The organism is Rhodococcus oryzae, assembly GCF_005049235.1.
Lineage (GTDB): Bacteria > Actinomycetota > Actinomycetes > Mycobacteriales > Mycobacteriaceae > Rhodococcus_G > Rhodococcus_G oryzae.
This window is the reverse complement of sequence record NZ_SUMD01000005.1, coordinates 92,608-116,980: the sequence shown is the minus strand read 5'-3', so window position 1 is coordinate 116,980 and position 24,373 is coordinate 92,608. Positions and strand designations below refer to the sequence as shown.

Genomic DNA, 24,373 nt, shown 5'->3' with positions numbered 1-24,373 from the left:
GCGGGACCGAAAGGACTCACGGGGTGTCAGCCCTGGTGGTCGATGTCTTCGAGGACGCTGATCATCGTTCGCACCGGGACCCCGGTTCCGCCCTTGCCCGTGAAGCCGAACGGCCCGCCGGTGTTGTAGGCCGGACCGGCCACGTCGATGTGCGCCCACTGCACGCCCTCGGCGACGAACTCCTTGAGGTAGATCGCGGCGGCGAGCATGCCGCCCCAGCGGTGGTTGGTGACGTTGGCCAGGTCGGCGACCTTCGAGTTGAGGTCCGCGCGCAGCTCGCCGGGCAGCGGCATCGCCCACGCGTTCTCGCCGATCTGCTGCGAGATGCGGGCGACGCGGTCACGGAACTCGTCGGTGCCCATCACGCCGGGCGTGCGGTTGCCAAGCGCCACCATCTGCGCCCCGGTCAGGGTGGCGGTGTCGATCAGGTAGTCGGGCTTCTCCTCGCAGGCCCGCACGATCGCGTCGGCCAGGATCAGCCGCCCCTCGGCGTCGGTGTTGATGACCTCGACCGTGGTGCCGCCGTACTGGGTGAGCACGTCGCCGGGGCGCTGCGCGGTGCTGGACGGCATGTTCTCGGCCATCGGCACCCAGGCGTCGACGCCGACCCTCAGGCCGAGCTTCGCGGCCAGCACCACCGTCGCGACGACCGCCGCGGCGCCGCCCATGTCGGAGGTCATGTTCTCCATGCCCGCCGCCGGCTTGATCGAGATGCCGCCGGTGTCGAAGGTGATGCCCTTGCCGACCAGGGCTACGGACTTGCCACCGGACCCCTTGTGGGTGAGCCGGACAAGGCGCGGCTGACGCGAGGAGCCCTTGCCGACTCCGAGGATGCCGCCGAAGCCGCCCTTTTCGAGTGCCTTCTCGTCGAGGATCTCGACCTCGAGTCCGGCCGCGGTACCGAGCGCCTCGGCGCGGGCGGCGAATTCCTCCGGGAAGAGATGGCTCGGCGGGGTGTTCACGAATTCACGCGCGGTGGCGACGGCCTCGGCGATCGCGGCGGACCGGGCGAGGGTGCTCTCGGACTCCTGGTCGCCGGGCTCCTCGACGAGCAACTCCACGCGGGTGATCGGCTTCCCGTTGTCCTTCGGCGCCGACTTGGCCGACTTGAACCGGGTGAAGGTGTAGGCGCCGAGGTAGAAGCCCTCCGCGGCCGCGCCGAGGTCGAGGACGGACAGCGTGGTGGCCGCGACGGTGGTCCCGGCCAGTGCGCGGGCCGCGACGCCCGCGCACTCGCGGATCCGCTGCGCGTCCACGTCGTCGGGGTCGCCGAGCCCCACCGCGAGGATGCTCGCGACGCCCGAGCCCGCGGGCGCCGGGATCCGGGTCAGTTCCTCCGCCTTGCCGGTGGCGCCGACCGCGACCAGCCCGGCCAGCACCGCCTCGGCGGTCGCGTCGTCGAGCGCATCGCCGACCGAGGCCTCCGGGCCCTCGGCGCCCTTGGTGAGGCCGATGACGAGGACCTCCACCGACTCGGCGACGGATCCGGCCAGCGCGAGCTCGGGGCCGAGGGGCGCGGTGGGGGGCTTGGCGGCACTCACTTCGATCTCCTGATCTGTTGGTGAACAACTGCGGGCCAACTCTAGTGCGGGGGCGATGCCCCGGTCGGCTAGCGTGTTCGCCCATGAGCGACGCTGAACTCTTGCAGGGCCCCCTCCGCGCGGTGCACGCCGAACTGGGTGCCACCTTCGCCCCGTTCGGCGGCTGGGAGATGCCGGTTTCCTACGCGGGTGTGGTGGCCGAGCACACCGCGGTCCGCGAGACCGTCGGCGTCTTCGACGTCAGCCACCTGGGCAAGGCGCTGGTCGCGGGCCCGGGCGCGGCCGAGTTCGTGAACGCCTCCCTGACCAACGATCTGGGCAAGATCGGGCCCGGCCAGGCGCAGTACACCCTGTGCGCCACCGAGACGGGCGGCGTCACCGACGACCTGATCGCCTACTACGTCAGCGACGAGGAGGTCTTCCTCGTCCCGAACGCGGCCAACACCGCTGCCGTCGTCGCCGAGCTGGCCGCCAAGGTGCCCGCCGGGATCACGGTGACGGACCAGCATCGCGAGTTCGGCGTGCTCGCCGTGCAGGGCCCGAAGTCCGCGGAAATCCTTGCCGCGCTGGGGCTTCCGTCCGACATGGAGTACATGTCCTTCGTCGACGCCACCTTCGGGGGAGTCACCGTCCGGGTGTGCCGCACCGGGTACACCGGTGAACACGGCTACGAGCTGCTGCCCGCGTGGGACGACTGCGAGAAGGTGTTCCGCGCGCTCGTCGCCGAGGTCCGTGCCGCCGGCGGCGAGGTCGCCGGGCTGGGTGCCCGCGACACCCTTCGCACCGAGGCGGGCTACCCGCTGCACGGTCACGAACTGTCGACGGAGATCTCGCCGCTGCAGGCGCGCTGCGGCTGGGCGATCGGGTGGAAGAAGCCGGAGTTCTGGGGCCGCGTCGCGCTGGTCGCCGAGAAGGAGGCCGGACCGGCCCGCAAGATGTGGGGCATCAAGGCGCTCGACCGTGGCGTGCTGCGTCAGGGCCAGACCGTCATGCGTGACGGCGCCCCGATCGGGGAGACCACCTCGGGCACCTTCTCGCCGACCCTGAAGGTCGGGATCGCGCTGGCGCTCATCGATTCGGATTCGGGTGTCGGGGCGGGGGATCAGATCGAGGTCGACGTGCGCGGCAGGGCGTTGCGCTGCGAGGTCGTCAACCCGCCGTTCGTCCCCGTCCACACCAAGTAACCGTCCTCACCCGGTTCGATAGGATTCCCGCCATGACTGGTGTTCTCGACTTCACGCGCATCCCGCACCCCTCGCCCGCCACCTCCGCGGAGCGCGATCGGGTGCTGGCTGCTCCCGGGTTCGGGAAGTACTTCACCGATCACATGGTGACGATCGACTACACCGAGGGACGCGGGTGGCACAGCCCGACCGTGCAGCCGTACGCCCCGCTCCAGCTGGACCCGGCGGCCATGGTGCTGCACTACGGCCAGGCGATCTTCGAGGGGCTCAAGGCCTACCGCCAGCAGGACGGGTCCATCGCCTCGTTCCGGGTGACCGCGAACGCGGACCGGCTGCGTGCCTCGGCCCGCCGCATCGCGATGCCCGAGCTGCCCGACGACCTGTTCCTCGCCTCGATCACGGAGTTGCTCGCGGTGGACCGGGACTGGGTGCCCGCCGCGGGCGGCGAGGACTCGCTGTACATGCGCCCGTTCATGATCTCGACCGAGGTCGGGCTCGGGGTGCGTCCGTCCACCGAGTACCGCTACCTGCTGATCGCCTCGCCCGCCAGCGCCTACTTCCCGCGCGGGGTGAAGCCGGTGAGCGTGTGGCTGTCCACCGAGTACGTGCGTGCGGCTCCCGGCGGCACCGGGGCGGCCAAGTTCGCAGGCAACTACGCGGCCTCACTGGTCGCGCAGGCGCAGGCGGCCGACGAGGGCTGCGACCAGGTGGTGTGGCTCGACGCGAAGGAGCGCTGCTACGTCGAGGAGATGGGCGGGATGAACCTGTTCTTCGTCTTCGGGTCCGGCTCGTCCGCCCGACTGGTGACCCCGGAGCTGTCCGGTGCGCTGCTGCCCGGCATCACCCGCGACTCGCTGCTGACGCTGGCCGCCGATGCGGGGTTCGCGGTCGAGGAGCGCAAGATCAGCACCGACGAGTGGCGCGAGAAGGCCGCTTCCGGCGAGATCACCGAGGTGTTCGCCTGTGGCACGGCCGCGGTGATCACCCCGGTCGGCACGGTGAAGTCGGCCGCGGGTGAGTTCACCATCGGCGACGGCGAGTCGGGCGAGGTGACGATGGCCCTGCGCGACACCCTCACCGGGATCCAGCGCGGCACCTTCGCGGACACCCACGGCTGGATGTCCACGCTGGCCTGAGGTCAGGCGGCGGACGGCGCACGCCGTCCGGTGATCGCCCGCGCCCGCACCCGGTCAGCGGCCGGGTGTCAGGCGTCGCGCGAGTAGTCGACCCGCGGTGTGCAGTGGCGCCGGGTCCTGTTGCGCCCTGGCGAGGACGGGCGCCCCCTCGAGCGCGGAGAGCGCCAGCACGGCCTCGTCGGGCGCCCAGCCGTCCGCCTCGAGGCGATCTCCCTTCGGAGGCACGATCGCCCACGGCAACTACACACTCTCGCTCGGCCCGAGGTTCTCGTACGCGATGTTCGGGCTGGACGGGTTCGCATTCGCCCTCAACTGCGGCTTCGATCGGGTTCGGCTGCCTGCGCCGCTGCCCGTGGGTTCGCGGGTGCGCATGCGGGCCGTCCTGAGCGACATCTCGGACATCGCGGGCGGTGTCCAGATCGCGGTGACGCAGACCTTCGAGCGCGAGGGCACGGACAAGCCGGTCTGCGTGGCCGAGATGCTCACCCGCGCCTACACCGGGTAGCCGATCTCACCCGGCCAGCAGCGCACCGACGGCGACGACGGTGACCGTCACCTCGACCGCCGCGCCGAGCACGTCGCCGGTGACACCGCCGAACCGGCGGACGCAGTGCCGGGTCAGCAGCACGGTCGTGGCCAGCGCCGCGAGCACCACGACCGGTCCCTGCCACCAGCGGCCGGGCACCGCGAACACGGCTGCCGCGGTCAGCGCCAGCGACCACAGCGCGCACGACCACCGGCCCTGGCTGTCGGCGACCAGCGCGCCGAACCCGGTCGGGCCCGCCGCGGGAACACCGCGCCTGCAGGCGAGCACGACCGCCACCCGGCCCGCCGCCACCGCGACACCGATCGCGATCCACTGCCCGGACTGGGCCAGCGAGCCGAACGAGAGGGCCTGCGCGCCGATGCAGACGATGAGGGCGACCACACCGAAGGGGCCGATGCCGCCGCCGCGCATCACCTCGAGGGCGCGTTCGGGCGGGCCGTAGCAGCCGAGCCCGTCGACGGTGTCCGCCAGCCCGTCGACGTGCATGCCGCGGGTGAGCAGCGCCAGTGCCGTCACCGCGGCCAGCCCGGCCAGGGCAGGATCGAGCGAGGCCGCGAGCAGCAACCAGAGCAGGCCGGCGCAGACGGCGCCGAGCAGCATCCCGACCACCGGGGTCGCGGCGATGGCCCGACGGCCCGCGGCCCGGTCGATCGCCGGGGCATCGGGATCGTGGCGCGCGGGCAGCACGGTCAGCCAGGACAGTGCGAGCCGGACCCCGCCGAGCGCGTTGCTCACCGTCAGCGCGCCTCGGCTTCGGTCTCGTCGTCGGCCTCGGAATCGGTTGCCTGCTCACCGGATTCGGTGCTCACCCCCGCATCGGCGAACGTCGCCATGTCGGCCAGGGTGGCGACCGCGGACTGCAGCACGGGCAGCGCCACCAGCGCACCGGACCCCTCGCCGAGCCGCATGCCGAGTTCGAGGATCGGGTCGAGCCGCAGGTGCTTGAGCGCGATCGTGTGCGCCGGCTCGGTGGAGCGGTGCCCGGCGACCCACCACTCGCGGGCGCCGGGAGCGAGGTCCTCCGCGACCATGGCGGCGGCCGTCACCACGACGCCGTCGAGGATGACGGGGGTCCGACGCAGCGCGGCCTGGGCCAGGAACCCGGCCATCGCCGCCAGGTCCGCTCCCGCGCCAACGCGCAGCAGCGCCACCGGGTCGGCGGTGACGGGCCGGACCCGGCGCATCGCGTCGCGGATGGCGGCGGTTTTGCGGCTCCAGCCGGCGTCGTCGACGCCGGTGCCACGCCCGACCGCGGCGACCGGCTCGGTGTTGGTCAGCGCGGCGATCAGCACCGTCGCGGGGGTGGTGTTGCCGATGCCCATCTCGCCCGCGATGAGCAGATCGGCGCCGCTGTCGATCTCCTCGTCGGCGATCGCCCGCCCCGCCGCGATGGCCTGCAGCGTCTCCGACTCGCTGAGCGCGTCCTCGCGGTCGATGGAGCCGCTCGATCGCCGGACCTTGTGCGTGGAGACGGTGGGGTCGGTGTCGGTCGCGACGGCGATGTCGACCACCCGTACCCCCGCCCCCGTGGTGGCGGCGAGCGCGTTCACGGCCGCGCCGCCCGCCTGGAAGTTGGCCACCATCTGCGCTGTCACCTCGGCGGGGTACGCGGACACGCCGTGTGCGGTCACGCCGTGATCGCCCGCGAAGACGACAACCCGGGGGCGCGCGAACACCCGGGGCGGGCACTGGCCCTGGCAGGCCGCCGCCCATCCGCCGAGCGCCTCGAGCCGGCCGAGCGAGCCGGCGGGCTTGGTCAGCTGCTGCTGGCGGGCGTCGGCCTCGGCCGCGACGGCCGGGTCCGGGGGCGTGACGGCCTCGAAGGCCGCCTCGGATGGGATGCCCGATTCGGTTGTCACAGTTGACCTCTCACTTCAGCGCGGTACCGCTTTAACGTGTCACTTGAAATAGGCGTCACTTGAGTCTGGTCGCCAGCCCGGCAACCACGAGGAGCACCTCGTCGCAGACCTGGGCCATCCTCGCGTTGAGGGAGCCGATCTCGTCTCGGAACAGTCGGCCGGACCGGGTCTCGGGGATCACGCCGAGTCCCACCTCCGGGCTGACGAGGACGAGTCTGCCGCGATGGTCCGTGACGGCGTCGATCAGGTCGTCGATGCGCGGGGTGAGAGTGCCTCGCGGGAGTTCCCAGGCCTGCGCCGCGTCCATTTCCGCGGTCAGCCAGGTGCCGAGATCGTCGACCATGGTCGGGGCGGCGTCGGTGCGCAGCAGTTCGGCGAGCCCGGCGCCGGTCGCGCTCTCGACGGTGGTCCACTCCTGCGGTCGGCGGCTGCGATGCGCCTCGATCCGCTGCTCCCAGTCGGCGTCGTCGGCATCGAGGCGGGCCGTGGCGATGTAGCGGACGGTGGTCGGCGCGGATCCGTCCATCAAGGCCTCGGCGTGGCCGGACTTGCCGGATCGTGCCCCGCCGAGCACGAGGGTGCGTAGCGGCGGCTGCGGGGCGGGGGACGGCACGGGCTAGACGGTACCAACGGCAGGGGCGCGGTCGCCGAACCGTCGGCGGTAGTCGGCGGGAGCCAGCCCGACCTGCCGGTGGAAGTGGTGGCGCAGGAGCGCGCCGGACCCGAACCCGCAGCGCCCCGCGATCTCCTCGAGCCCGTAGCCGGTCTCCTCGAGGAGCTGCTGGGCCAGCAACACTCGTTGCGTCGTCAGCCATTTGACCGGGGTGGTCCCGGTCTCGGCCGCGAACTTCCGCGCGAAGGTGCGGGTCGACATCGTCGACCTCGCCGCCAGGCTCTCGATGCTGTGGGCGGCGTCGAGGTGCTCGCTCATCCATCGCAGGGTGTCGGTGATGCTGTCGTCGGCGCAATCGACCACGGCCCGCTCGATGAACTGGCGCTGGCCGCCGTCCCGTTGCGGCGGTACCACCATGCGCCGCGCGATGGTGTTCGCGACGGCGCTACCGAGTTCGCGCCGGACCAGGTGCAGGCAGGCGTCGATCCCGGCGGCGGTGCCCGCGCTGGTGATGAGGTTGCCCTCGTCGACGAAGAGGACGTCCGGATCGACGGTGGTGGTGGGAAAGGCGCGGGCCAGCTCGTCCGCGTGAACCCAGTGGGTGGTGCACTTGCGTCCGTCGAGCAGCCCCGCGGCGCCTGCCAGGAACGCGCCCGAGCAGACCGTGAGCACGGTGGCGCCCGCGTCGGCGGCCTCGCGCAGCGCCGCGACGACGGCGGGCGGGAAGTCGGTGCGGGTCGCGGAGGCCGGGATCGCGACCAGGTCCGCCCCGCGCAGTCCGTCGAGTCCGCGCTCGGGGGTGATGGAGATTCCGGGGGTGACGGACGTCAGGGGTACGCCCGCTTCGGGGCCGCAGACCCGGAAGTCGAAGGCGGGCAGGCCCGCCGCGGTGCGGTCGACGCCGAACACCTCGCAGACCACGCCGAACTCGAACATGGCGGCGTGGTCGACGAGGAGCACCGCGACCGAGGACAGCATGAAAACAGTATATGGCGCGATATTGACGAACTATGTCATTGCTGCCACTGTTGGCGCCAAATCTATGGCCGCAAAATTACAGCCATGACCACATTCATTGCGCTCGTCCTGCTGATGATCGCGCTACAGGGAGTCTTCGTGGCGGTCACCCGGCGCGGCCGGGACGGGGAACCCTCCGGCATCCGGGGATACCGGTTCAACCACTTTCGGCCCGACCCCGCCTCGGGTTCGGTGAACGTCGTCGATCGGGACGCCGAACGGATGTTCGCCGACCTCCAGGCCGTGCGGCACCGGGCGCCGCACAGCTGAGGGGTGCCGACTAGACGGCGTCGCCAGGGGAGACCCGGGGCTGCGGCGCCCGCATCTTCCGGATCTGCGAGGCCCGGACGAACGCGTACCAGCCCAGCTTCAGGCCACCGTCCATGGTGTCGGGGAACCTCTCGCGGACCTGCCGATTGATGGTGCGGCCCATGATGTACCCCTCGGCCAGCATGAACAACATCAGCACCAACATGCCCAGCGTCACGATCGACTGGATCGCGGGGCTCAGGAACATCGCCATGATCAGCAGCAGCGCCAGCGGCATGAACAGCCCGACCAGGTGCCTGCGGGAGTCGACGAGGTCGCGGACGTAGGCGCGCACTGGGCCCTTGTCGCGCGGCAGCAGGTACTTGTCCTCACCCGCGAGCATCCGGGCGCGTCGATCGGCGGCGGTCGCCCGGCGCTCCGCGGAGGCCTGCTTGCGCTCCTCCTTGCTGCCCTGGGTCTGCTTGCGTCGAGCCCGCGCTTCCTTTGCGGTCAGCGGTGCGGGCGCGACCGGGCCGCGTCGCTTGCTCTCGGCCTCGCGGCGCTTCGGGGTCGGCCTGCCCTTGCCCTCGGTCTCGGACGTGGGGGAGGTCAGTTCGACCGCGGTCGACTCGACGACCTCATGGTCGCCGTTGTCGGGGGTGTCGGAGTTTCCTCGGCGCAGCAGCTTCACCCCTTCAGGTTACTTGCCATGGGCGTGCATCGATTCGCGCCCGTCCCGTCGGGATGGACACGGGGTCGCCCCGCGCCGCGCTGCCGGGCGGCGCCACCGGTCCTACACTCGGCCGATGCGAGTGCTGATCGCGCCGGATTCGTTCGGAGACACCCTCACCGCGGTACAGGCCGCCGCGGCAATGGCGGCCGGCTGGTCCGCGGGCAGGCCCGACGACGAGCTGGCCCTGGCGCCGCAGTCGGACGGCGGACCCGGATTCGTCGACGTGCTCGCCGCCCGGATCGGCGAGCCGATCGCCGTGACCGTCGACGGCCCGCTCGATGAGCGGGTGCGGGCGCGCTGGCTGGCCGCGGGTGACACCGCCTACCTCGAATCGGCACAGGCGTGTGGACTGGCGTTGCTGGGCGGGCCGCCGGATCCGAGCACCGCGGTCGCCGCGCACAGCCGCGGCGTCGGGCAGCTGATCGCCGCGGCCGTGCGCGCGGGCGCAACCACGGTGGTGGTCGGGCTCGGCGGCAGCGGCTGCACCGACGGCGGCAGGGGACTGGTCGAGGCTCTCGGAGGCGGGACCGACCGCGCGGCAGTCGCGTCCGCGCGGGAGCGGCTGGCGGGGATCCGGCTGATCGCCGCAACCGACGTGCGGAACCCGCTGCTCGGCGAGCACGGCGCCGCCACGGTGTTCGGGCCGCAGAAGGGTGCGGATGTCGCGGCCGTCGAGCTGCTGGAGCGACGCAACGCCGAGTGGTCGCTGGTGCTGGAGTCGGCCGCCGGGAAACGGGTGGCCGACGACGAGGGGGCTGGCGCGGCGGGCGGGATCGGGGCGGCGCTGCTGGCGCTCGGGGCGACGAGGGAGTCGGGTGCCGCGGTGGTCGCCACCCACACCGGGCAGGAGTCGCTGCTGGCGTCCGCCGACCTGGTGCTCACCGGGGAGGGGCGGTTCGACCACCAGTCGCTGCGCGGCAAGGTGGTGATCGCCCTCGCCGGGGCGGCCGCCGGACACGGGGTGCCGACCGTGGTGATCGCGGGTCAGGTGCAGCTCGATGCGGGCGAGGCCGAGGCCGCGGGCCTGCGCGCGGTGTACTCGGTGACCGACCACGCCGGCTCGGTGCGCCTGGCGATGTCCGATGCGGCTGGTCAGCTGCGCGCACTCGCCGAGAAGGTGGCCCGGCAGTGGCCGCCGGATGGGCGATGACTCGGCCGCTGGTGGCGCGGTAGGGGCGCGGCGCGGCACACTGGAGGCAGTCCGACCCGGAACAATGTCGACGGCGCCGTCATCGTCGTCGGCCCCGTCAGGAATACTGCACGGCAGAGTACCGTTGAAGCGTTCACGGGTTTGGTACGAGCGAACAGGGAGAGCCCATGACTGTGCAGAACGAGACGACAGCTCCGGTCGAGACGGAGGCGCACAAGGTCACCATGACCGACGCCGCCGCGTCGAAGGCCAAGGCGCTGCTCGACCAGGAAGGTCGCGACGACCTCGCGCTGCGCATCGCCGTGCAGCCGGGCGGCTGCGCCGGACTGCGTTACCAGCTCTTCTTCGACGACCGGAACCTCGACGGTGACCTGGTCGTCGACTTCGGTGGCGTCAGCCTCGCGGTCGACCGGATGAGCGCGCCGTACGTCGAGGGCGCCTCGATCGACTTCGTCGACACCATCGAGAAGCAGGGCTTCACGATCGACAACCCGAACGCCACCGGCTCCTGCGCCTGTGGAGACTCGTTCAACTGATCCGACCCCGCGACGTCCGCGTCGCGTGAGTCCGTCGACACCTCTGACGCGGTGCCCCACGTGGGCCCGCGTCAGAGTCGTATCGGGGGGTACCCGCCAAGGCGCTCTGGTCGCCGCGGCGGCGACGTGCCGGTACCGTGGCAGTTTTGCGGCACATTAGTGCCGCGGCCGACGGACATGGCCGCGGTATCGACGAACTACTGAGAGGTCTCTGCGCGTGACAATTGCGGTCACCGGCTCCATCGCCACCGATCATCTGATGCGGTTCCCCGGGCGCTTCGCCGACCAGCTCCTCGCCGACCAGCTCAGCCACATCTCGCTGAGCTTCCTGGTCGACGACCTGGTGGTGCGTCGCGGCGGCGTCGGCGGCAACATCGCGTACGCCATGGGCGTGCTCGGTGGCACCCCGCTGCTCGTCGGCGCGGTCGGCGCCGACTTCGCGGAATACCGCGCCTGGCTCGAGTCCGCCGGTGTCGACTGCGACTCCGTGCATGTCTCCGAGACCGCCCACACCGCGCGCTTCGTGTGCACCACCGATGAGGACATGGCGCAGATCGCGTCGTTCTACCCCGGCGCCATGAGCGAGGCAAGGGAGATCTCCCTCGAGGGCCTGGCCGAGGGCGTCGATCTGGTCCTGATCGGCGCGAACGACCCCGCGGCGATGATCCGGCACACCGAGCAGTGCCGCGAGCTGGGGCTGCCGTTCGCGGCCGACCCCTCGCAGCAGCTCGCCCGGCTGTCCGGAGCGGAGGCGAAGGAACTGATCGGCGGCGCGAAGTACCTGTTCACCAACGAGTACGAGTGGGGCCTGCTGCTGCAGAAGACCGAGCTCACCGAGTCCGAGGTCGCGGAGCAGGTGGGACTGCGGGTCACCACGCTCGGCGCCAAGGGCGTCGAGATGGTGGACCGTGAGGGCAACTTCGTCCGCGTCGGCGTCGTGCCCGAGAAGGCGAAGGTGGATCCCACCGGCGTCGGCGACGCCTTCCGTGCCGGATTCCTGGTCGGACAGAGCGCCGGCCTCGGCCTCGAGCGGTCCGCTCAGCTCGGCTCGCTGGTGGCGGTGCTGGTGCTCGAGACCACCGGCACCCAGGAATGGACCCTGGACCGCGACGACGCCGTCAAGCGCCTGGCCGAGGCCTACGGCACCGACGCAGCGGACGAGATCGGCGCCCTGCTGAAGTAGCAGGCGGCTACGCCGCCCGTGCGCGGTTGACGAGTCTCAGGACTCGTCAACCGCGCACGGGCGCGAAGCGCCTTTACACGTGGACCGGGTAGACCGGTTCCTGGATCTGCGGCACGATCCGCTTCTCCACGAAGATGCCGTGCCACACCATGAAGCACAGCACCGTCCACAGCCGACGGCTGTGATCCGATGCGCCGTCGCGGTGCTCGTTCAGCATCGCCGTGACCGCCGCCTTGTCGAAGATGTGGTCGGTCTGCGAGTCCGCGATCTGCTGGTGTGCCCAGTCGAACAGTTCCGTGCCGGCCAGCCAGTGCCGCAGCGGAACGGGGAAGCCGAGCTTGGCGCGGTGGAGCACGTGCGGCGGGACGATGCCCTCCAGTGCCTGGCGCAGCGCGTACTTGGTGGTGTCCTTCGTGATCTTCTGCTCCAGCGGTACCCGCGACGCCACCTCGAAGACCTCGGTGTCGAGGAACGGCACCCGCAGCTCGAGCGAGTTCGCCATCGTCATCTTGTCGGCCTTGACCAGGATGTCGCCGCGCATCCAGGTGAACAGGTCCAGGTGCTGCATCCGGGCCACCGGGTCCCAGTCCCGCGACTGCGCGTAGATCGGCGCCGTCACGTCCTGGTGGGTCCACTCCGGCCGGAAGTCGCGCAGCACGGCCCGTAGCTGGGCGTCACTGAAGCTGCGCGCGTTGCCGTAGTAGCGATCCTCGAGCGTCATCGAGCCGCGGTGCAGCAGGCTCTTGCCGCGGGTGCCCTCCGGGATCCGGTCGGAGAGCTTGCCCGCGGCCCGGCGCAGCGGAGCGGGCAGGTATTCGAACGGCTTTAGCGAGAGCGGCTCGCGGTAGATGGTGTAGCCGCCGAACAGCTCGTCCGCGCCCTCTCCCGAGAGCACCACCTTGACGTGCTTGCGGGCCTCCTTCGCGACGAACCACAACGGCACGAGGGCCGGGTCGGCGACCGGGTCGTCGAGGTACCAGATGATCTCCGGGATCGAGGCCGCGAACTCGGCCGGGCTGACGACCTTGACCACGTGCTTGGCGCCGATCGCGGCGGCCGACTCGGCGGCGACGTCGACCTCGGAGTAGCCCTCGCGCTCGAACCCGGTGGTGAAGGTGATCAGGTTCGGGTTGTGCCGGATGGCCAGGGCCGCGATCGCGGTGGAGTCGATGCCGCCCGACAGGAACGACCCGACGGTCACGTCCGCACGCATGTGCTTGGCGACGGAGTCCTCGAGGGCCTCGGCGATCTCCTGGTAGCGGGCCTGCTCGGAACCTGGGGTGAACGGCTTCGCCGGGAACTTCGGGGTGAAGTAACGGGTGATCCGCGGCGCCTCGCCTGCCCGCACCCAGGCAAAGGAGCCGGACTCGAGGCGGCGGATGTCGGTGTGCAGCGTCTCCGGCTCGGGCACGTACTGCAGCACCGTGTAGTGCTCGGTGGCGCGGGGATCGAGGTCCAGGCCGATGCCGATCAGCTCGGTCAGCTCCAGCAGGCTCTTCTTCTCGCTGCCGAACGCGGTGCCCCCGCTGCCCGTCGCCAGGAACAGCGGCTTGATGCCGAACGGGTCCCTGGCCAGGAACAGGTCCTTGGTCTCGGTGTCCCAGATCGCGAACGCGAACATGCCGCGCAACCGGCGGACCGCGTCGGCTCCCCAGTGGTGGAAAGCCGCGACGATGGCCTCGCTGTCGCCCTCGGTGCTGAACTCGGCACCGTGATCCCGGGCCAGCTCGGCCCGCAGCTCGAGGTAGTTGTAGATCTCACCGTTGAAGGTCAGCGCGTACCGGGTCGGGTTCTCCGGCGGGCCCCAGCGCAGCGGCTGATGCGAGTGTTCGATGTCGATGATCGAGAGCCGGTTGAAGCCGAAGATCAGGTCGTCGTCGTTCCAGGTTCCGTGCTCGTCCGGCCCGCGGTGGCGCAGGCAGTGCATCGCCGAGTCGACGCGTGAAACCGCGTCTTCGGTGGTGCCGGAGGAGGTCAGTAGCCCGAGCAGTCCGCACACGGCGTCCAATACCTCTATTCGCTCTTGGGGAAGGCTCCACACTGGTATGCAGCGGATTGCCGAATAACTCTGCCGAGTATGCCGCAGACTCGCGGAACTGATGTTGTGACCCGACGGTGGAGAGGCGCCAGCTTTGGTCTACGCTGCGTAGTATTCGGGCGTCCGGCTGGGGCTGCCCTTATTCATTGCGGCGATCAGGAAGGCGTGAACGTGGCGCAGAGTCGGATCCTTCGACGAGCAGGGCTCGCAGCATCTTTGGGCCTTGCTGCCATGCTGCTGTCGGGATGTTCGATCGACAATTCGGTGCTTCGGTTCGGATGGCCGTCGGGCATTACCCCGCAGGCTGAGCGGATGCGCGAACTGTGGACCTGGTCGGTCATCGCCGCCCTGTTCATGGGCGTGATTGTGTGGGGCCTGACCTTCTGGGTGGTCATCTTCCACCGGAAGAAGAAGGACTCTCCGGAGTTCCCCAGGCAGACGGCCTACAACGTCCCGCTGGAGCTCTTCTACACCGCGGTGCCGTTCGTCATCATCGCCGTGCTGTTCTACTTCACCGTGGTCGTGCAGAACTACGTCCACGAGAAGAAGGACGACCCGAACGTGGTGGTCGACGTGACCGCGTACCAGTGGAACTGGAAGTTCGGCTACCGCAGCATCGACCTGCGTGAGGGCGGCGCCAAGTACGACGGCGTCGACGTCGCCGCGCAGGCGTACGCCGAGGAGCCGGCGGGCGAGCAGGTGCTCCGCGGCGAAGAGGTTCCGCCGCCGAACGCGGGTCTGTCCGCGAACGACATCTCCTACCTGCGCTTCGACAAGATCGAGACCGTCGGATCCAGCACGGAGATCCCGATCCTCGTGCTGCCGACCGGCAAGCGCATCGAGTTCGTGCTCAACGCCGCGGACGTCATCCACGCGTTCTGGGTGCCGGAGTTCCTGTTCAAGCGCGACGTCATGCCGAACCCGGAGCAGAACCACTCCGACAACGTCTTCCAGATCAGCGAGATCACGAAGGAAGGCGCGTTCGTGGGCCGCTGCGCCGAGATGTGCGGCACGTACCACGCGATGATGAACTTCGAGGTCCGCGCGGTCAGCCCGGAGAAGTTCGCCGAGTACATCGAGCTGCGCAAGCCGCTCGACGAGGGTGGACAGGCGCTGACCACCGCCGAGGCGCTCGCGAAGATCGGCGAGTCGCCGGTCGCCACGTCCACGCAGCCGTTCAACACGGAGCGGACGTACCGACAGGCCACCACCGTCCTCGAGGGCGAATACCAGTAGCAGTGCCGACGGCACCCAGACCCATCAACCGCTGAAGGACTTGCTGAAATGAAGATCGAAGCCAAGCTCTTTGAGATCTTGACGGTGTTTTTCATCCTCGTCGCGATCGTGTACGGCGTCTTCACCGCCGCCTCGCGCACCGGCGTCGAGTGGGCCGGACTGACCGCGATCGTGCTGTCCGCCGGACTGACCCTGATCGTGGGCACGTACTTCCGGTTCGTGGCGCGGCGACTCGACACCCGCCCCGAGGACTACGACGACGCCGAGATCTCGGACGGCGCGGGCGACCTGGGCTTCTTCAGCCCGGGCAGCTACTGGCCCGTCCTGCTCGCCTTCGCGGCGGCTTTCACCGCGGTCGCGCTGGCCTTCTTCCAGCCGTGGCTGATCGTGGTCGGCGTGGCGCTGATCCTGGCCACCGCGGTCGGTCTGGTCTTCGAGTACCACGTCGGACCCGAGAAGCACTGAGCCGCATCACAGCTGAGCACGGCGAGGGCGCCGAATCCCACACGGGGGTTCGGCGCCCTCGCCGTTTCCGTAGGGCCTCGCTCGGTCGATTCGGTCGGCGGTTCCGTGTTGTCGGCGATATCGTCGGACGGGCAAGGCGCTGTCGGCGGTTCCGACCTGGGGCCGACGGGCGTTCCGATGGGTGACGACGGAATGTGAGTGGCCATGGTGGATCGAGCGGGCGAGTACCGAGGGGTTCTTCCGATTCCGGACCGGCAGCACATAGGTCTGACGACCTACGACGCGAAGGATCCGGACACGGCGTTCCCGCCGATCGAGCCGCTGCTTCCGCCCGAGGGCGCACCGAACGTCCTGGTGATCCTGCTCGACGACGTGGGATACGGCGCCAGTAGCGCCTTCGGGGGACCGGTGCACACGCCGACCGCCGAACGCCTGCAGCGAGGCGGCCTCACCTACACCCGGTTCCACACGACCGCGCTGTGTGCGCCGACCCGGGCGGCGCTGCTCAGCGGCCGCAACCACCATTCGGTCGGAATGGGCATGATCACCGAGACCGCGACCTCGGCGCCCGGCTTGTCCGGGCTCCGTCCGAACACCAAGGCCGCGTTGCCGATGACGTTGAAGCTCAACGGCTATTCCACCGCGCAGTTCGGCAAGTGCCACGAGGTGCCGCCGTGGCAGACCTCGCCGGTCGGACCGTTCGACGCCTGGCCCTCGGGTGGTGGCGGGTTCGAGTACTTCTACGGGTTCATCGGCGGCGAGAGCAACCAGTACTACCCGGCCCTCTATGAGGGTTTCGCGCCGGTCGAGCCGGACAAGTCGCCGGAGGAGGGCTACCACCTCACCGAGGACCTGGCCGACCGGGCCATCGACTGGGTGCGCACCCAGAAGTCGCTCGCGCCCGACAAGCCGTTCTTCGCCTACTTCGCCCCCGGCGCCACTCACGCACCGCACCACGTGCCCGCCGAGTGGGCGGACAAGTACGCGGGCCGGTTCGCCGGCGGCTGGGACGCACAGCGTGAATCCATCCTGGATCGGCAGAAACAGCGCCAGATCGTGCCCGACGACGCCGAACTGACCGCCCGTCCCGACGCGATCCCGGCATGGGACGACATGGACGAGGCGCTCAAGCCGGTACTGGAACGCCAGATGGAGGTCTACGCGGGGTTCCTCGAGCACACCGACTTCCACGTCGGCCGCGTCGTCGACGCGATCGACGCGATGGGGGCGCTCGAGAACACCCTGATCTACTACATCATCGGCGACAACGGGGCCTCCGCGGAGGGAACGCTGAACGGGGCGTTCAACGAGATGGCGAACTTCAACGGCCTCGCCGCGATCGAGACGCCGGAGTTCATGGCGGAGGTCAAGGACAAGCTCGGCACGGTTGAGGCCTACAACCACTATTCGGTGGGCTGGGCGTGGGCGATGTGCTCCCCCTTCCAGTGGACCAAACAGGTCGCCTCACATTGGGGCGGTACCCGCAACGGGACGATCGTGCACTGGCCGGACGGAATCACCGCCAAGGGTGAGATCCGTTCTCAGTTCACCCACGTCATCGACGTCGCGGCCACCGTGCTCGAGGCCGCCGGGCTGCCCGAGCCCACCTTCGTCAACGGGGTGCAGCAGTCCCCGCTCGAGGGCCCGAGCATGCTGTACAGCTTCGACGACGCGGCCGCGCCGGAGCGGCACGACCTGCAGTACTTCGAGATGGCGGGCAATCGGGGCATCTACCACAAGGGCTGGAGCGCGGTCACCCGGCACAGCACCCCCTGGCTGCCGAACGAGGTGCTGCCGGCGCTCGACGACGACGTGTGGGAGCTCTACGACGGGACCACCGACTGGACCCAGGCCCACGATCTGGCCGCCGAGATGCCCGAGAAGCTCGGCGAGTTGCAGCGGCTGTGGCTGATCGAGGCGGTGAAATACAACGTGCTGCCGATCGACGATCGCCGGTTCGAACGTCTCAACCCGACCATCGCCGGTCGCCCCCAACTGGTCTCGGGCAACAGGCAAGTGCTGTTCCCCGGCATGAAGCGGCTCAGCGAGCACAGCGTCCTCGACATAAAGAACCGATCCTTCTCGGTGACCGCCGCGGTGGAGACACCGACGAACGGCACCACCAATGGCGTGGTCATCGCGCAGGGCGGTCGCTTCGGCGGATGGGCGCTCTACGTCAAGAAGGGCCGAACCGCGTTCGTCTACAACCTGCTCGGCATGAGGGAGTTCACGATCGAGGCGACCGAGGACATCCCCGCGGGTAGTCACCAGATCCGCGCCGAGTTCGCATACGACGGGGGCGGCCTCGCGAAGGGCGGGGATGTCACCCTGTTTCACGATGGCCGCCCCGTCGGTGCCGGGCGGGTGGAGCAGACGCAGCCGATGATCTTCTCCGCGGACGAGACGACGGACATCGGCGACGACTACGGAATGCCGGTCAGCGTCGGGTATCTGGGAGAAACCAGGTTCAACGGCCGTATCGACGTCGTGCAGATCGAGGTCGGTGACGACGACCATTCCCATCTCATCGACCCCCAGGAGGTCGTACGGGTCGCTACCTCGCGTCAGTGACGGAAGGCAGGCTCCGGCTTTCGCCGGCGCCGGCCTGATCGGCCGGGTACATCCACGTGGCAGGGGCAGTGTGTCCGGCGGCCGCGGCCGACGCGCTCGTGTCGGTGGCGGTCGCCTGCCCGTGCACCACCAGGGCATAGGCGAGCGCCGCGAAGGCGGCGGTACTGACGACCGCCCGCACGATGTTCCATGTGACCCAACGGGATTCGAACTGTTCGCGTACGACGTCGGGGTTCGCGATGACGTCGCCGGCCCGTGCGAGTTCGTCGTTGAGTGGCACGTTGACGGCTGCGGTGATGACGAGCATCGCGACGTAGAGCACGAGCGCGGCGATGATCCAGGGGAGCACGCTGCGGGCGGACCGCAGGTGCAGCAACAGGGTCGCGACGGTGAGCACCAACCCGCCGAGGAAGCAGATCATGAACCAGCCGTTGAGGATTGCCACGTTGATCTTCTGCATCGCCGAGATGAAGGTCTGGTCGTCGGTGCGGCCCAGGCCCGGCATCACCGCGTAGGCGAACGCGGCGAACAGTCCAGCCATCAGTCCGGCGGTGACGCCTGCGCCGAGCAACGTGATCGTCTGGAGGAGTTTGGTGTTCATCACGGTCACCCCACGTTCCAGATGCCGGTGGCGGCGGCGGCCGAGGCGTACCCGGCGAAGTCGCGCGGCGCGCGGCCCAGTGCTCGCCGGACCCCATCGCCCGGCTCCGCGTTCCGTCCGTCGAGGACGGTGGTGAACAGATACATCAGCAACTCGACGACGTCGGCGGGCACCTGCTCGGCGGCGAGTCCCTCGGCGAAGTCCTCGGCGGGCACCTGCACGTAGTCGATGGTCCGACCGGCGGCGGTGGCGATAGTGCCGACGGCCTCCGCGAAGGTGATCGCGCGGGGCCCGGTGAGCTCGTAGATCTCGCCGGTGTGCCCGGGCTGGGTGAGCGCGGTGAGGGCGACGTCCGCGATGTCTTCCACGTCGACGAAAGGCTCGGGGATGTCCCCGGCCGGCAGGTACACCTGGCCCGCGAGAATCGGATCGAGCAGGTAGCCCTCGCTGAAGTTCTGGGCGAACCAGCTCGCCCGCAGGATCGTGGTGTCCGCGCCCGAATCCGTCAGCGCCTTCTCGCAGGCCTGCGCCTCGACCTCACCCCGGCCCGAGAGCAACACCAGGCGCCGCACACCGCGGTCCACCGCCAACTCGGAGAACGAGGCGATGGCCTCCACCGCGCCGGGGGCCGCCAGGTCCGGGTAGTAGGAGATGTACGCCGCCGTCATGCCCTCCAGTGCCGGCTCCCAGGTCGCGGTGTCCTCCCAGTCGAACGGGACCCCGCCCGAGCGGGTGCCGAGGCGCACCGGCAGGTCGAGGCCGGTCAACCGCTGCGCGACGCGGCGGCCGGTCTTGCCGGTGCCACCGAGGACGAGTGTCGTGGGGTTCGAGGCGTGGACGTTCATGTTGCTCTCCTTGCTGATCGAAAGCTGTTGTCCCCTTTACGATCCTTCAGGGGGAGGTCGCCAACAACGGCCGATTGCGCAAGAATCGTTAACCTGTGGCTAAACGAAGGGGGTTGCCGCATGGAGCGGCGCGACATCGAGATCTTCCTGACCCTGGCCGAGGAGCTGCATTTCGGCCGCACGGCCGAGCGACTGCACGTGTCCACCGCCCGGGTCAGTCAGACCATCAAGGCGCTCGAGCGCCGCGTCGGCGCCCCGCTGTTCGAGCGGACCAGTCGCCGGGTGACACCCACCCCGATCGGCCGACGGCTCGAGGAGGATCTCAGGCCCGCGGACGAGCAGATCCGCGCGGCCATCGCCAGGGCGATCGCCGCCGGGCGGGGGCTCGACGGTGAGCTGCGGGTTGGCTTCGTCGGGACCGCGCTCGGACAGTTCGTGCTCGAGGTCGCGAACACCTTCCAGGAGCGGCACCCCGGGTGCCGGGTCCAGATCCGGGAGAGTCACTACAGCGACGGGGTCGGGCTGTTGATGAGCGACGAGATCGACGGCCTCGTCGCGGCGGCCGACGTCGGGCACGTCCGGGAGCTCGACCAGAGCCCCGTGCTGCTGCGCGAGCAGCTGTCACTCGCGGTCTCGGCCCGGCACCCGTTCGCGCGCCTGGAATCGGTGACGATCGAGGACCTCGCCCGGGCGAAGGTGTTGCGGCCCCGCGGAATTCCGGACGATCTCGACGAGGCCACGGTGCCGCGGACCACGCCGAGCGGCAGGGTCATCGAACGCGGACCCGACTTCGGGACGGTTCAGGAGATGCTGGCGCTGGTCGGGGCCGGGCAGGGGGTGTTCCCGGTGCCCACCCACGCCAGTCGATACGACGCGCGTCCGGACGTGACGTACGTGCCGGTGGTCGACGGCACCGCCCTCGAGTGGCGACTGATCTGGCGTGCGGCGGGCCAGACGAGCCGGATCCGCGCCTTCGCGGAGGCGGCACAGGATTTCGTGGCGGCCAGGGGGAACCCACTGCTGGAGGGATGAGCGGCGGCGTCGGGCGTGCCTCGGGGTAGGGGAGCGGTGCGGGCGCCGGGCCACCGGAACGACGAAGGCCCCGAACCCAATGGGTTCGGGGCCTTCGCCTGGTTCTGACCGGGGTCAGTGGCCGCCGTCCGTGGACGGCTTCTCGCCGTCCGTGAGCGGCTTCTGGCCGTCGGCGTACGCGCCGTGACCGTGGGCCTTGTCCTGGTAATCCTTGAGGATCGCCATCTGGTCGTGCTCGTTCTTGTGCTCGGCCGCGAGCAGTGCCGCGGCCTCGTCGGCCGGATCCGCGACGAGCAGCGATCCGGAGCCGGGCTTGCCGGCCGAACCGAGCTTGTTCATCTTCTTCGGGATCGCGGCGCCCTGGTACTCCAGCGGGATCGGGTGGCCGTGGTCGTCCACGGGTCCGAGCGGCTGGTGGACCTCGACGTACTCACCGTGCGGCAGACGCTTGATCACGCCCGTCTCGATGCCGTGCTCGAGCACCTGGCGGTCGCTGCGCTGGAGGCCAAGGCAGAACCGGTAGGTGAAGAAGTACGCCAGCGGCGGCAGCACGATGATGCCGATGCGGCCCATCCACGTCGTCGCGTTGATCGAGATGTCGAACTTGTACGCGATGATGTCGTTGATGCACATGATCGTCAGGATGGCGTAGAACGTCAGGGCCATCGCGCCGAGCGAGGTGCGCACCGGAACGTCACGGGGACGCTGCAGCAGGTTGTGGTGAGCGTCGTCCTTGGTGAACTTCTTCTCGATCCACGGGTAGGCGATCAGCACTGTGAACACCAGACCCATGATGATCGCGACCGCGAACACCGCCGGGATCGTGTAGGTGCCCCACAGGTAGATCTCCCACGCCGGCCACAGACGTGCCATGCCGTCGGTCCACATCATGTAGATGTCGGGCTGGACGCCCGCGGACACCTGCGAGGCGTTGTACGGGCCGAGGTTCCAGATCGGGTTGATCTGCAGCAGGCCACCCATCAGCGCGAGGATGCCGAAGGTGAACGCGAAGAACGCGCCGCCCTTCATCGCGAAGACGGGGAGGATGCGGACGCCGACGACGTTCTGCTCGGTGCGGCCGGGGCCGGGGAACTGCGTGTGCTTCTGGTACCAGACCAGCGCCAGGTGCGCTCCGATCAGCGCCAGGATGATGCCCGGCAGCAGCAGCACGTGTGCCACGTACAGACGCGGGATGATCAGCTGACCGGGGAAGTCGCCGTCGAAGATCAGCCACTGCAGCCAGGTGCCGACGACCGGGACACTCAGCGTGATGCCGGACAGTGCGGCGCGGAGGCCGGTGCCGGACAGCAGGTCGTCGGGGAGCGAGTAGCCGAAGAAGCCCTCGAACATCGCCAGGATCAGCAGCAGGCAGCCGATGACCCAGTTCGCCTCACGCGGGCGACGGAACGCGCCGGTGAAGAAGATGCGCAGCAGGTGCACGATGATCGACGCGGCGAACATCAGTGCTGCCCAGTGGTGGATCTGACGGACGAACAGTCCGCCGCGAACCTCGAACGAGATGTCGAGTGTCGTGGCGTACGCCCGCGACATCTCGACGCCGCGCAGCGGCTGGTAGGCGCCGTCGTAGACGACCTCCGCCATCGACGGGTCGAAGAACAGCGTCAGGTAGACACCCGAGATCAGCAGGATCACGAAGCTGTAGAGCGCGATCTCGCCGAGCATGAAGGACCAATGGGTCGGGAAGACCTTGTTGATCTGCCTGCGCATGCCGGCGGCAAGGTGGTACCGAGAGTCCATGCCCTCGGCCGCCTTGGCGGCGTGAGCGGAGACCTTGGACTGGTTGTCTGTCACTGTCATGAAGGACGCTCCCAAAATCCCGGGCCGAGAGCTTCGACGAAGTCGCCGTTGGCGACCAGGAAGCCCTCTTCATTCACTGTAATCGGCAGCTGCGGCAGTGCGCGAGCAGCGGGACCGAAAATCGGCTTTCCGTACTGGAGAGCGTCGAACTGCGACTGGTGGCACGGGCACAGGATCCGGTTGGTCTGCTGCTCGTAGAGCGACGTCGGGCAGCCGAGGTGCGTGCACAGCTTGGAGTACGCGAAGTAGTCGCCGAAGTTGAAGCTCTCCTGGCCCTTGCGCTTGACGGCCTTGTTGGCATCCTCGGTCCGCAGGCGGATGAGCATGACCGGGTTGTCGGCGCGCTTGAGGGCGTGCGCCAGGGCACGCTCGCTGCCGCGCTCGGACTCACGGAACGGGAAGACCGTCTCCATGGCACCCGCGTCGAGATCCTCCGGGCGGACCAGGACGATGTCGTCGGTGCGACCGGTGTAGCGACGCAGGTAGATGGTCTCGCCGGGGAACGTCGGGGTCCAGCCCGAGGTCCACAGGTCGGACTTGTCGCCCTTCGCCCACGGGTTCTTGATCAGACCGCCGAGCGGCATGATCGCCATGATGCCGAGGGCGCCCGCACCGAAGCCGAGGCTGCGGGTGATCAGCTTGCGACGACCGATGGTCGAGGTGTCGAGCGTGTCGCTCAGCTCCGCGATGATCGTCTTGCGGTCCTGCTCCGGAGAGCCGCCGTCGTGGCGGTCCTGGATGGAGACCTCTTCGGGGATGAACTTCTTCGTGAACTGCACCGCGCCGATACCGACACCGAGGATCGCGAGACCCATGGTGAGGCCGATCAGCGGCGTGTACAGGTTGTACGCGTTGTAGCCCTCCTCGCCCATGCCCTTGTACTCCCAGGGCCAGAAGAGGTAGATCCCGATGAACGCGAGGGCAGAGATGCCGGCGATCGTGAACCAGATGGCCACGCTCCGCTCGGCACGCTTCTCGGCCTTGGTGTCCTTGACGGGCCACCGCTCGCGACGGAATGCGATGTCGACGCCATCGAGGTTCGTACCGAGTTCGACGAGCTCGTCGCGACTCATCGCGGCGAGTTCTTCCTCGGTGTGCTTCTTAGGCGTATCGCCGTGACCGGCGTCGCTCATGACTTTGCTCCGATCCAGAGTGCTGCGCCAACAACCGCAACGATTCCGATGGCCCACATGGCCATGCCCTCGGGGCCGGTGCCGAACCCGCCGAGGCCGTAGCCGCCGGGGTTCTTGGACTCGGTCGCGGACTTGACGTAGGCGATGATGTCCCGCTTCTCGTCCGGGCTCAGCTGCCGGTCGGAGAACTTGGGCATGTTCTGCGGACCGGTGGCCATCGCCTGCCAGATCTGCTGCTCGCTCGCCGGCTCCAGCGGCGGGGCGAACTTGCCGGAGGACAGCGCGCCGCCCTTACCGGTGAAGTTGTGGCACGAGGCGCAGTTCAGGCGGAACAGCTCGCTGCCGCGGGCCACATCGTCGCCGCGCAGCGACGACTGGGCGATCTCGCCGTTCTCGTCCCGGACCACGGTCGGCCCGCCGCCGTTGGCCTGGATGTAGGCACCGAGGGCATCGGTCTGCTTGGTGTCGAACTTCGGCGGCTTGCGAAGCGCCTGGGCCTCGTTGCGCACCGCAGGCATGCGGCCGGAGGACACCTGGAAGTAGACGGCGGCCTCGCCGACGCCGATGAGGCTCGGTCCACGGTCCTGGACACCCTGCAGGTTCGCACCGTGGCAGGTGATGCAGGACGTGTCGTAGAGCTGCTTGCCCTCGCGGATCAGCGCTGCCGAATCGTCGGACGCGGTGGCCACCTGCGGAGTCGGCGTCAGCGCCGCGGCGAGGAAACCGGCACCGACAAGGCCCATCATCAGGACCATGGCGCCGGTGACGCGCCGCCGGAACTTTCGCTGCCGACGGGCTTTCGTGGCAGACGCGCTACCGGCGGCTGCTGAAGGGGGGGATGAACTCATCTGTATCCCTTTGGTCTCGCGGGACGGACTGAACGGGC

24 protein-coding genes are annotated in these 24,373 nt (G+C 69.5%); 11 read left to right on the top strand and 13 right to left on the bottom strand.

The genetic code is table 11. From position 1 onward, the window contains the following. Positions 1-26: 26 nt before the first annotated feature. Positions 27-1,541: a leucyl aminopeptidase gene (locus FCG67_RS12005; RefSeq protein WP_136910030.1), complete on the bottom strand. Its 1,515-nt coding sequence runs from the start codon at positions 1,539-1,541 to the stop codon at positions 27-29. 83 nt (positions 1,542-1,624) lie between these two features. On the opposite strand from FCG67_RS12005, the gene gcvT reads away from it, so the two are divergent. Both gcvT and FCG67_RS11995 read left to right on the top strand, forming a co-directional pair. After that, complete coding sequence (gene gcvT, locus FCG67_RS12000; protein ID WP_136910029.1) at positions 1,625-2,725, top strand: glycine cleavage system aminomethyltransferase GcvT; 1,101 nt, start codon at positions 1,625-1,627, stop codon at positions 2,723-2,725. 32 nt (positions 2,726-2,757) lie between these two features. After that, the gene (locus tag FCG67_RS11995; protein WP_136910028.1) at positions 2,758-3,861 is read left to right on the top strand and encodes a branched-chain amino acid aminotransferase; all 1,104 of its coding nucleotides are present in this window, start codon (positions 2,758-2,760) and stop codon (positions 3,859-3,861) included. Positions 3,862-3,915: 54 nt separating this feature from the next. On the opposite strand, the gene FCG67_RS25360 is transcribed toward FCG67_RS11995, so the two are convergent. Beyond that, positions 3,916-4,086 carry an LmrA/YxaF family transcription factor gene (locus FCG67_RS25360; protein WP_246045062.1) on the bottom strand — a complete coding sequence of 57 codons (171 nt, stop codon included), beginning with the start codon at positions 4,084-4,086 and terminating at the stop codon, positions 3,916-3,918. 1 nt (position 4,087) lies between these two features. Here FCG67_RS25360 and FCG67_RS11990 point away from each other — a divergent pair, with 1 nt between their 5' ends. Beyond that, entirely contained in the window at positions 4,088-4,366 is a 279-nt protein-coding gene (locus FCG67_RS11990) for a hotdog family protein (RefSeq protein WP_246045055.1), read from the top strand. 6 nt (positions 4,367-4,372) lie between these two features. Here FCG67_RS11990 and FCG67_RS11985 read toward each other — a convergent pair whose 3' ends face one another. From FCG67_RS11985 to FCG67_RS11970, 4 genes are read right to left on the bottom strand one after another with little or no spacing between them, the layout of a single operon-like run. Next, a complete protein-coding gene (locus tag FCG67_RS11985) occupies positions 4,373-5,143 on the bottom strand; it encodes an adenosylcobinamide-GDP ribazoletransferase (protein WP_136910026.1) in 771 nt (256 codons plus the stop codon). A 2-nt stretch (positions 5,144-5,145) separates the two neighbouring features. After that, positions 5,146-6,267 carry a nicotinate-nucleotide--dimethylbenzimidazole phosphoribosyltransferase gene (cobT, locus tag FCG67_RS11980; protein ID WP_136910025.1) on the bottom strand — a complete coding sequence of 374 codons (1,122 nt, stop codon included), beginning with the start codon at positions 6,265-6,267 and terminating at the stop codon, positions 5,146-5,148. Positions 6,268-6,322: 55 nt separating this feature from the next. After that, positions 6,323-6,880 carry a bifunctional adenosylcobinamide kinase/adenosylcobinamide-phosphate guanylyltransferase gene (locus FCG67_RS11975; RefSeq protein ID WP_281282332.1) on the bottom strand — a complete coding sequence of 186 codons (558 nt, stop codon included), beginning with the start codon at positions 6,878-6,880 and terminating at the stop codon, positions 6,323-6,325. Between the two features lie 3 nt (positions 6,881-6,883). After that, positions 6,884-7,858 carry a GlxA family transcriptional regulator gene (locus FCG67_RS11970; protein WP_097212215.1) on the bottom strand — a complete coding sequence of 325 codons (975 nt, stop codon included), beginning with the start codon at positions 7,856-7,858 and terminating at the stop codon, positions 6,884-6,886. Positions 7,859-7,942: 84 nt separating this feature from the next. On the opposite strand from FCG67_RS11970, the gene FCG67_RS11965 reads away from it, so the two are divergent. Beyond that, positions 7,943-8,167: a hypothetical protein gene (locus FCG67_RS11965; RefSeq protein WP_136910024.1), complete on the top strand. Its 225-nt coding sequence runs from the start codon at positions 7,943-7,945 to the stop codon at positions 8,165-8,167. 10 nt (positions 8,168-8,177) lie between these two features. Here the strand turns inward: FCG67_RS11965 and FCG67_RS11960 are convergent, their stop codons facing one another. Next, entirely contained in the window at positions 8,178-8,837 is a 660-nt protein-coding gene (locus FCG67_RS11960; RefSeq protein WP_097212133.1) for a DUF3043 domain-containing protein, read from the bottom strand. A gap of 115 nt (positions 8,838-8,952) precedes the next feature. Between FCG67_RS11960 and FCG67_RS11955 the strand changes: the two genes are divergently transcribed. The 3 genes from FCG67_RS11955 to FCG67_RS11945 all read left to right on the top strand — a co-directional run bounded on the left by FCG67_RS11955 (position 8,953) and on the right by FCG67_RS11945 (position 11,748). Next, on the top strand, positions 8,953-10,029 hold the full coding sequence (locus FCG67_RS11955; RefSeq protein ID WP_136910023.1) for a glycerate kinase family protein: 1,077 nt from the start codon (positions 8,953-8,955) through the stop codon (positions 10,027-10,029). A gap of 167 nt (positions 10,030-10,196) precedes the next feature. Continuing rightward, positions 10,197-10,565 carry a HesB/IscA family protein gene (locus FCG67_RS11950; protein ID WP_027500065.1) on the top strand — a complete coding sequence of 123 codons (369 nt, stop codon included), beginning with the start codon at positions 10,197-10,199 and terminating at the stop codon, positions 10,563-10,565. Between the two features lie 217 nt (positions 10,566-10,782). Further along, positions 10,783-11,748, top strand: a complete 966-nt coding sequence (locus FCG67_RS11945) for a carbohydrate kinase family protein (RefSeq protein ID WP_136910022.1) — start codon at positions 10,783-10,785, stop codon at positions 11,746-11,748. 73 nt (positions 11,749-11,821) lie between these two features. Here the strand turns inward: FCG67_RS11945 and asnB are convergent, their stop codons facing one another. Further along, positions 11,822-13,747, bottom strand: coding sequence for an asparagine synthase (glutamine-hydrolyzing) (asnB, locus tag FCG67_RS11940; protein ID WP_136910021.1), 1,926 nt, complete (start codon positions 13,745-13,747; stop codon positions 11,822-11,824). Between the two features lie 204 nt (positions 13,748-13,951). Between asnB and ctaC the strand changes: the two genes are divergently transcribed. The 3 genes from ctaC to FCG67_RS11925 all read left to right on the top strand — a co-directional run bounded on the left by ctaC (position 13,952) and on the right by FCG67_RS11925 (position 18,058). Further along, positions 13,952-15,022: an aa3-type cytochrome oxidase subunit II gene (gene ctaC, locus FCG67_RS11935; protein WP_136910020.1), complete on the top strand. Its 1,071-nt coding sequence runs from the start codon at positions 13,952-13,954 to the stop codon at positions 15,020-15,022. Between the two features lie 48 nt (positions 15,023-15,070). After that, positions 15,071-15,487, top strand: coding sequence for a cytochrome c oxidase subunit 4 (locus FCG67_RS11930; RefSeq protein ID WP_027500069.1), 417 nt, complete (start codon positions 15,071-15,073; stop codon positions 15,485-15,487). A 204-nt stretch (positions 15,488-15,691) separates the two neighbouring features. Next, the gene (locus tag FCG67_RS11925) at positions 15,692-18,058 is read left to right on the top strand and encodes an arylsulfatase (RefSeq protein ID WP_136910019.1); all 2,367 of its coding nucleotides are present in this window, start codon (positions 15,692-15,694) and stop codon (positions 18,056-18,058) included. Here the strand turns inward: FCG67_RS11925 and FCG67_RS11920 are convergent. Together FCG67_RS11920 and FCG67_RS11915 are read right to left on the bottom strand one after the other, a co-directional pair. Beyond that, complete coding sequence (locus FCG67_RS11920; protein ID WP_136910018.1) at positions 18,042-18,659, bottom strand: anthrone oxygenase family protein; 618 nt, start codon at positions 18,657-18,659, stop codon at positions 18,042-18,044. The genes FCG67_RS11925 and FCG67_RS11920 overlap by 17 nt on opposite strands. 5 nt (positions 18,660-18,664) lie before the next feature. Further along, positions 18,665-19,504, bottom strand: a complete 840-nt coding sequence (locus FCG67_RS11915) for a Rossmann-fold NAD(P)-binding domain-containing protein (protein WP_136910017.1) — start codon at positions 19,502-19,504, stop codon at positions 18,665-18,667. Positions 19,505-19,624: 120 nt separating this feature from the next. Between FCG67_RS11915 and FCG67_RS11910 the strand changes: the two genes are divergently transcribed. Beyond that, a complete protein-coding gene (locus tag FCG67_RS11910) occupies positions 19,625-20,536 on the top strand; it encodes a LysR family transcriptional regulator (protein ID WP_136910016.1) in 912 nt (303 codons plus the stop codon). A 114-nt stretch (positions 20,537-20,650) separates the two neighbouring features. Here the strand turns inward: FCG67_RS11910 and qcrB are convergent, their stop codons facing one another. From qcrB to qcrC, 3 genes are read right to left on the bottom strand one after another with little or no spacing between them, the layout of a single operon-like run. After that, on the bottom strand, positions 20,651-22,354 hold the full coding sequence (qcrB, locus tag FCG67_RS11905; protein WP_136910015.1) for a cytochrome bc1 complex cytochrome b subunit: 1,704 nt from the start codon (positions 22,352-22,354) through the stop codon (positions 20,651-20,653). Beyond that, a complete protein-coding gene (qcrA, locus tag FCG67_RS11900; RefSeq protein WP_136910014.1) occupies positions 22,351-23,487 on the bottom strand; it encodes a cytochrome bc1 complex Rieske iron-sulfur subunit in 1,137 nt (378 codons plus the stop codon). Before qcrA ends, qcrB begins: the two co-directional genes overlap by 4 nt. Further along, the gene (qcrC, locus tag FCG67_RS11895; protein WP_097212142.1) at positions 23,484-24,335 is read right to left on the bottom strand and encodes a cytochrome bc1 complex diheme cytochrome c subunit; all 852 of its coding nucleotides are present in this window, start codon (positions 24,333-24,335) and stop codon (positions 23,484-23,486) included. Before qcrC ends, qcrA begins: the two co-directional genes overlap by 4 nt. Positions 24,336-24,373: the final 38 nt, after the last annotated feature.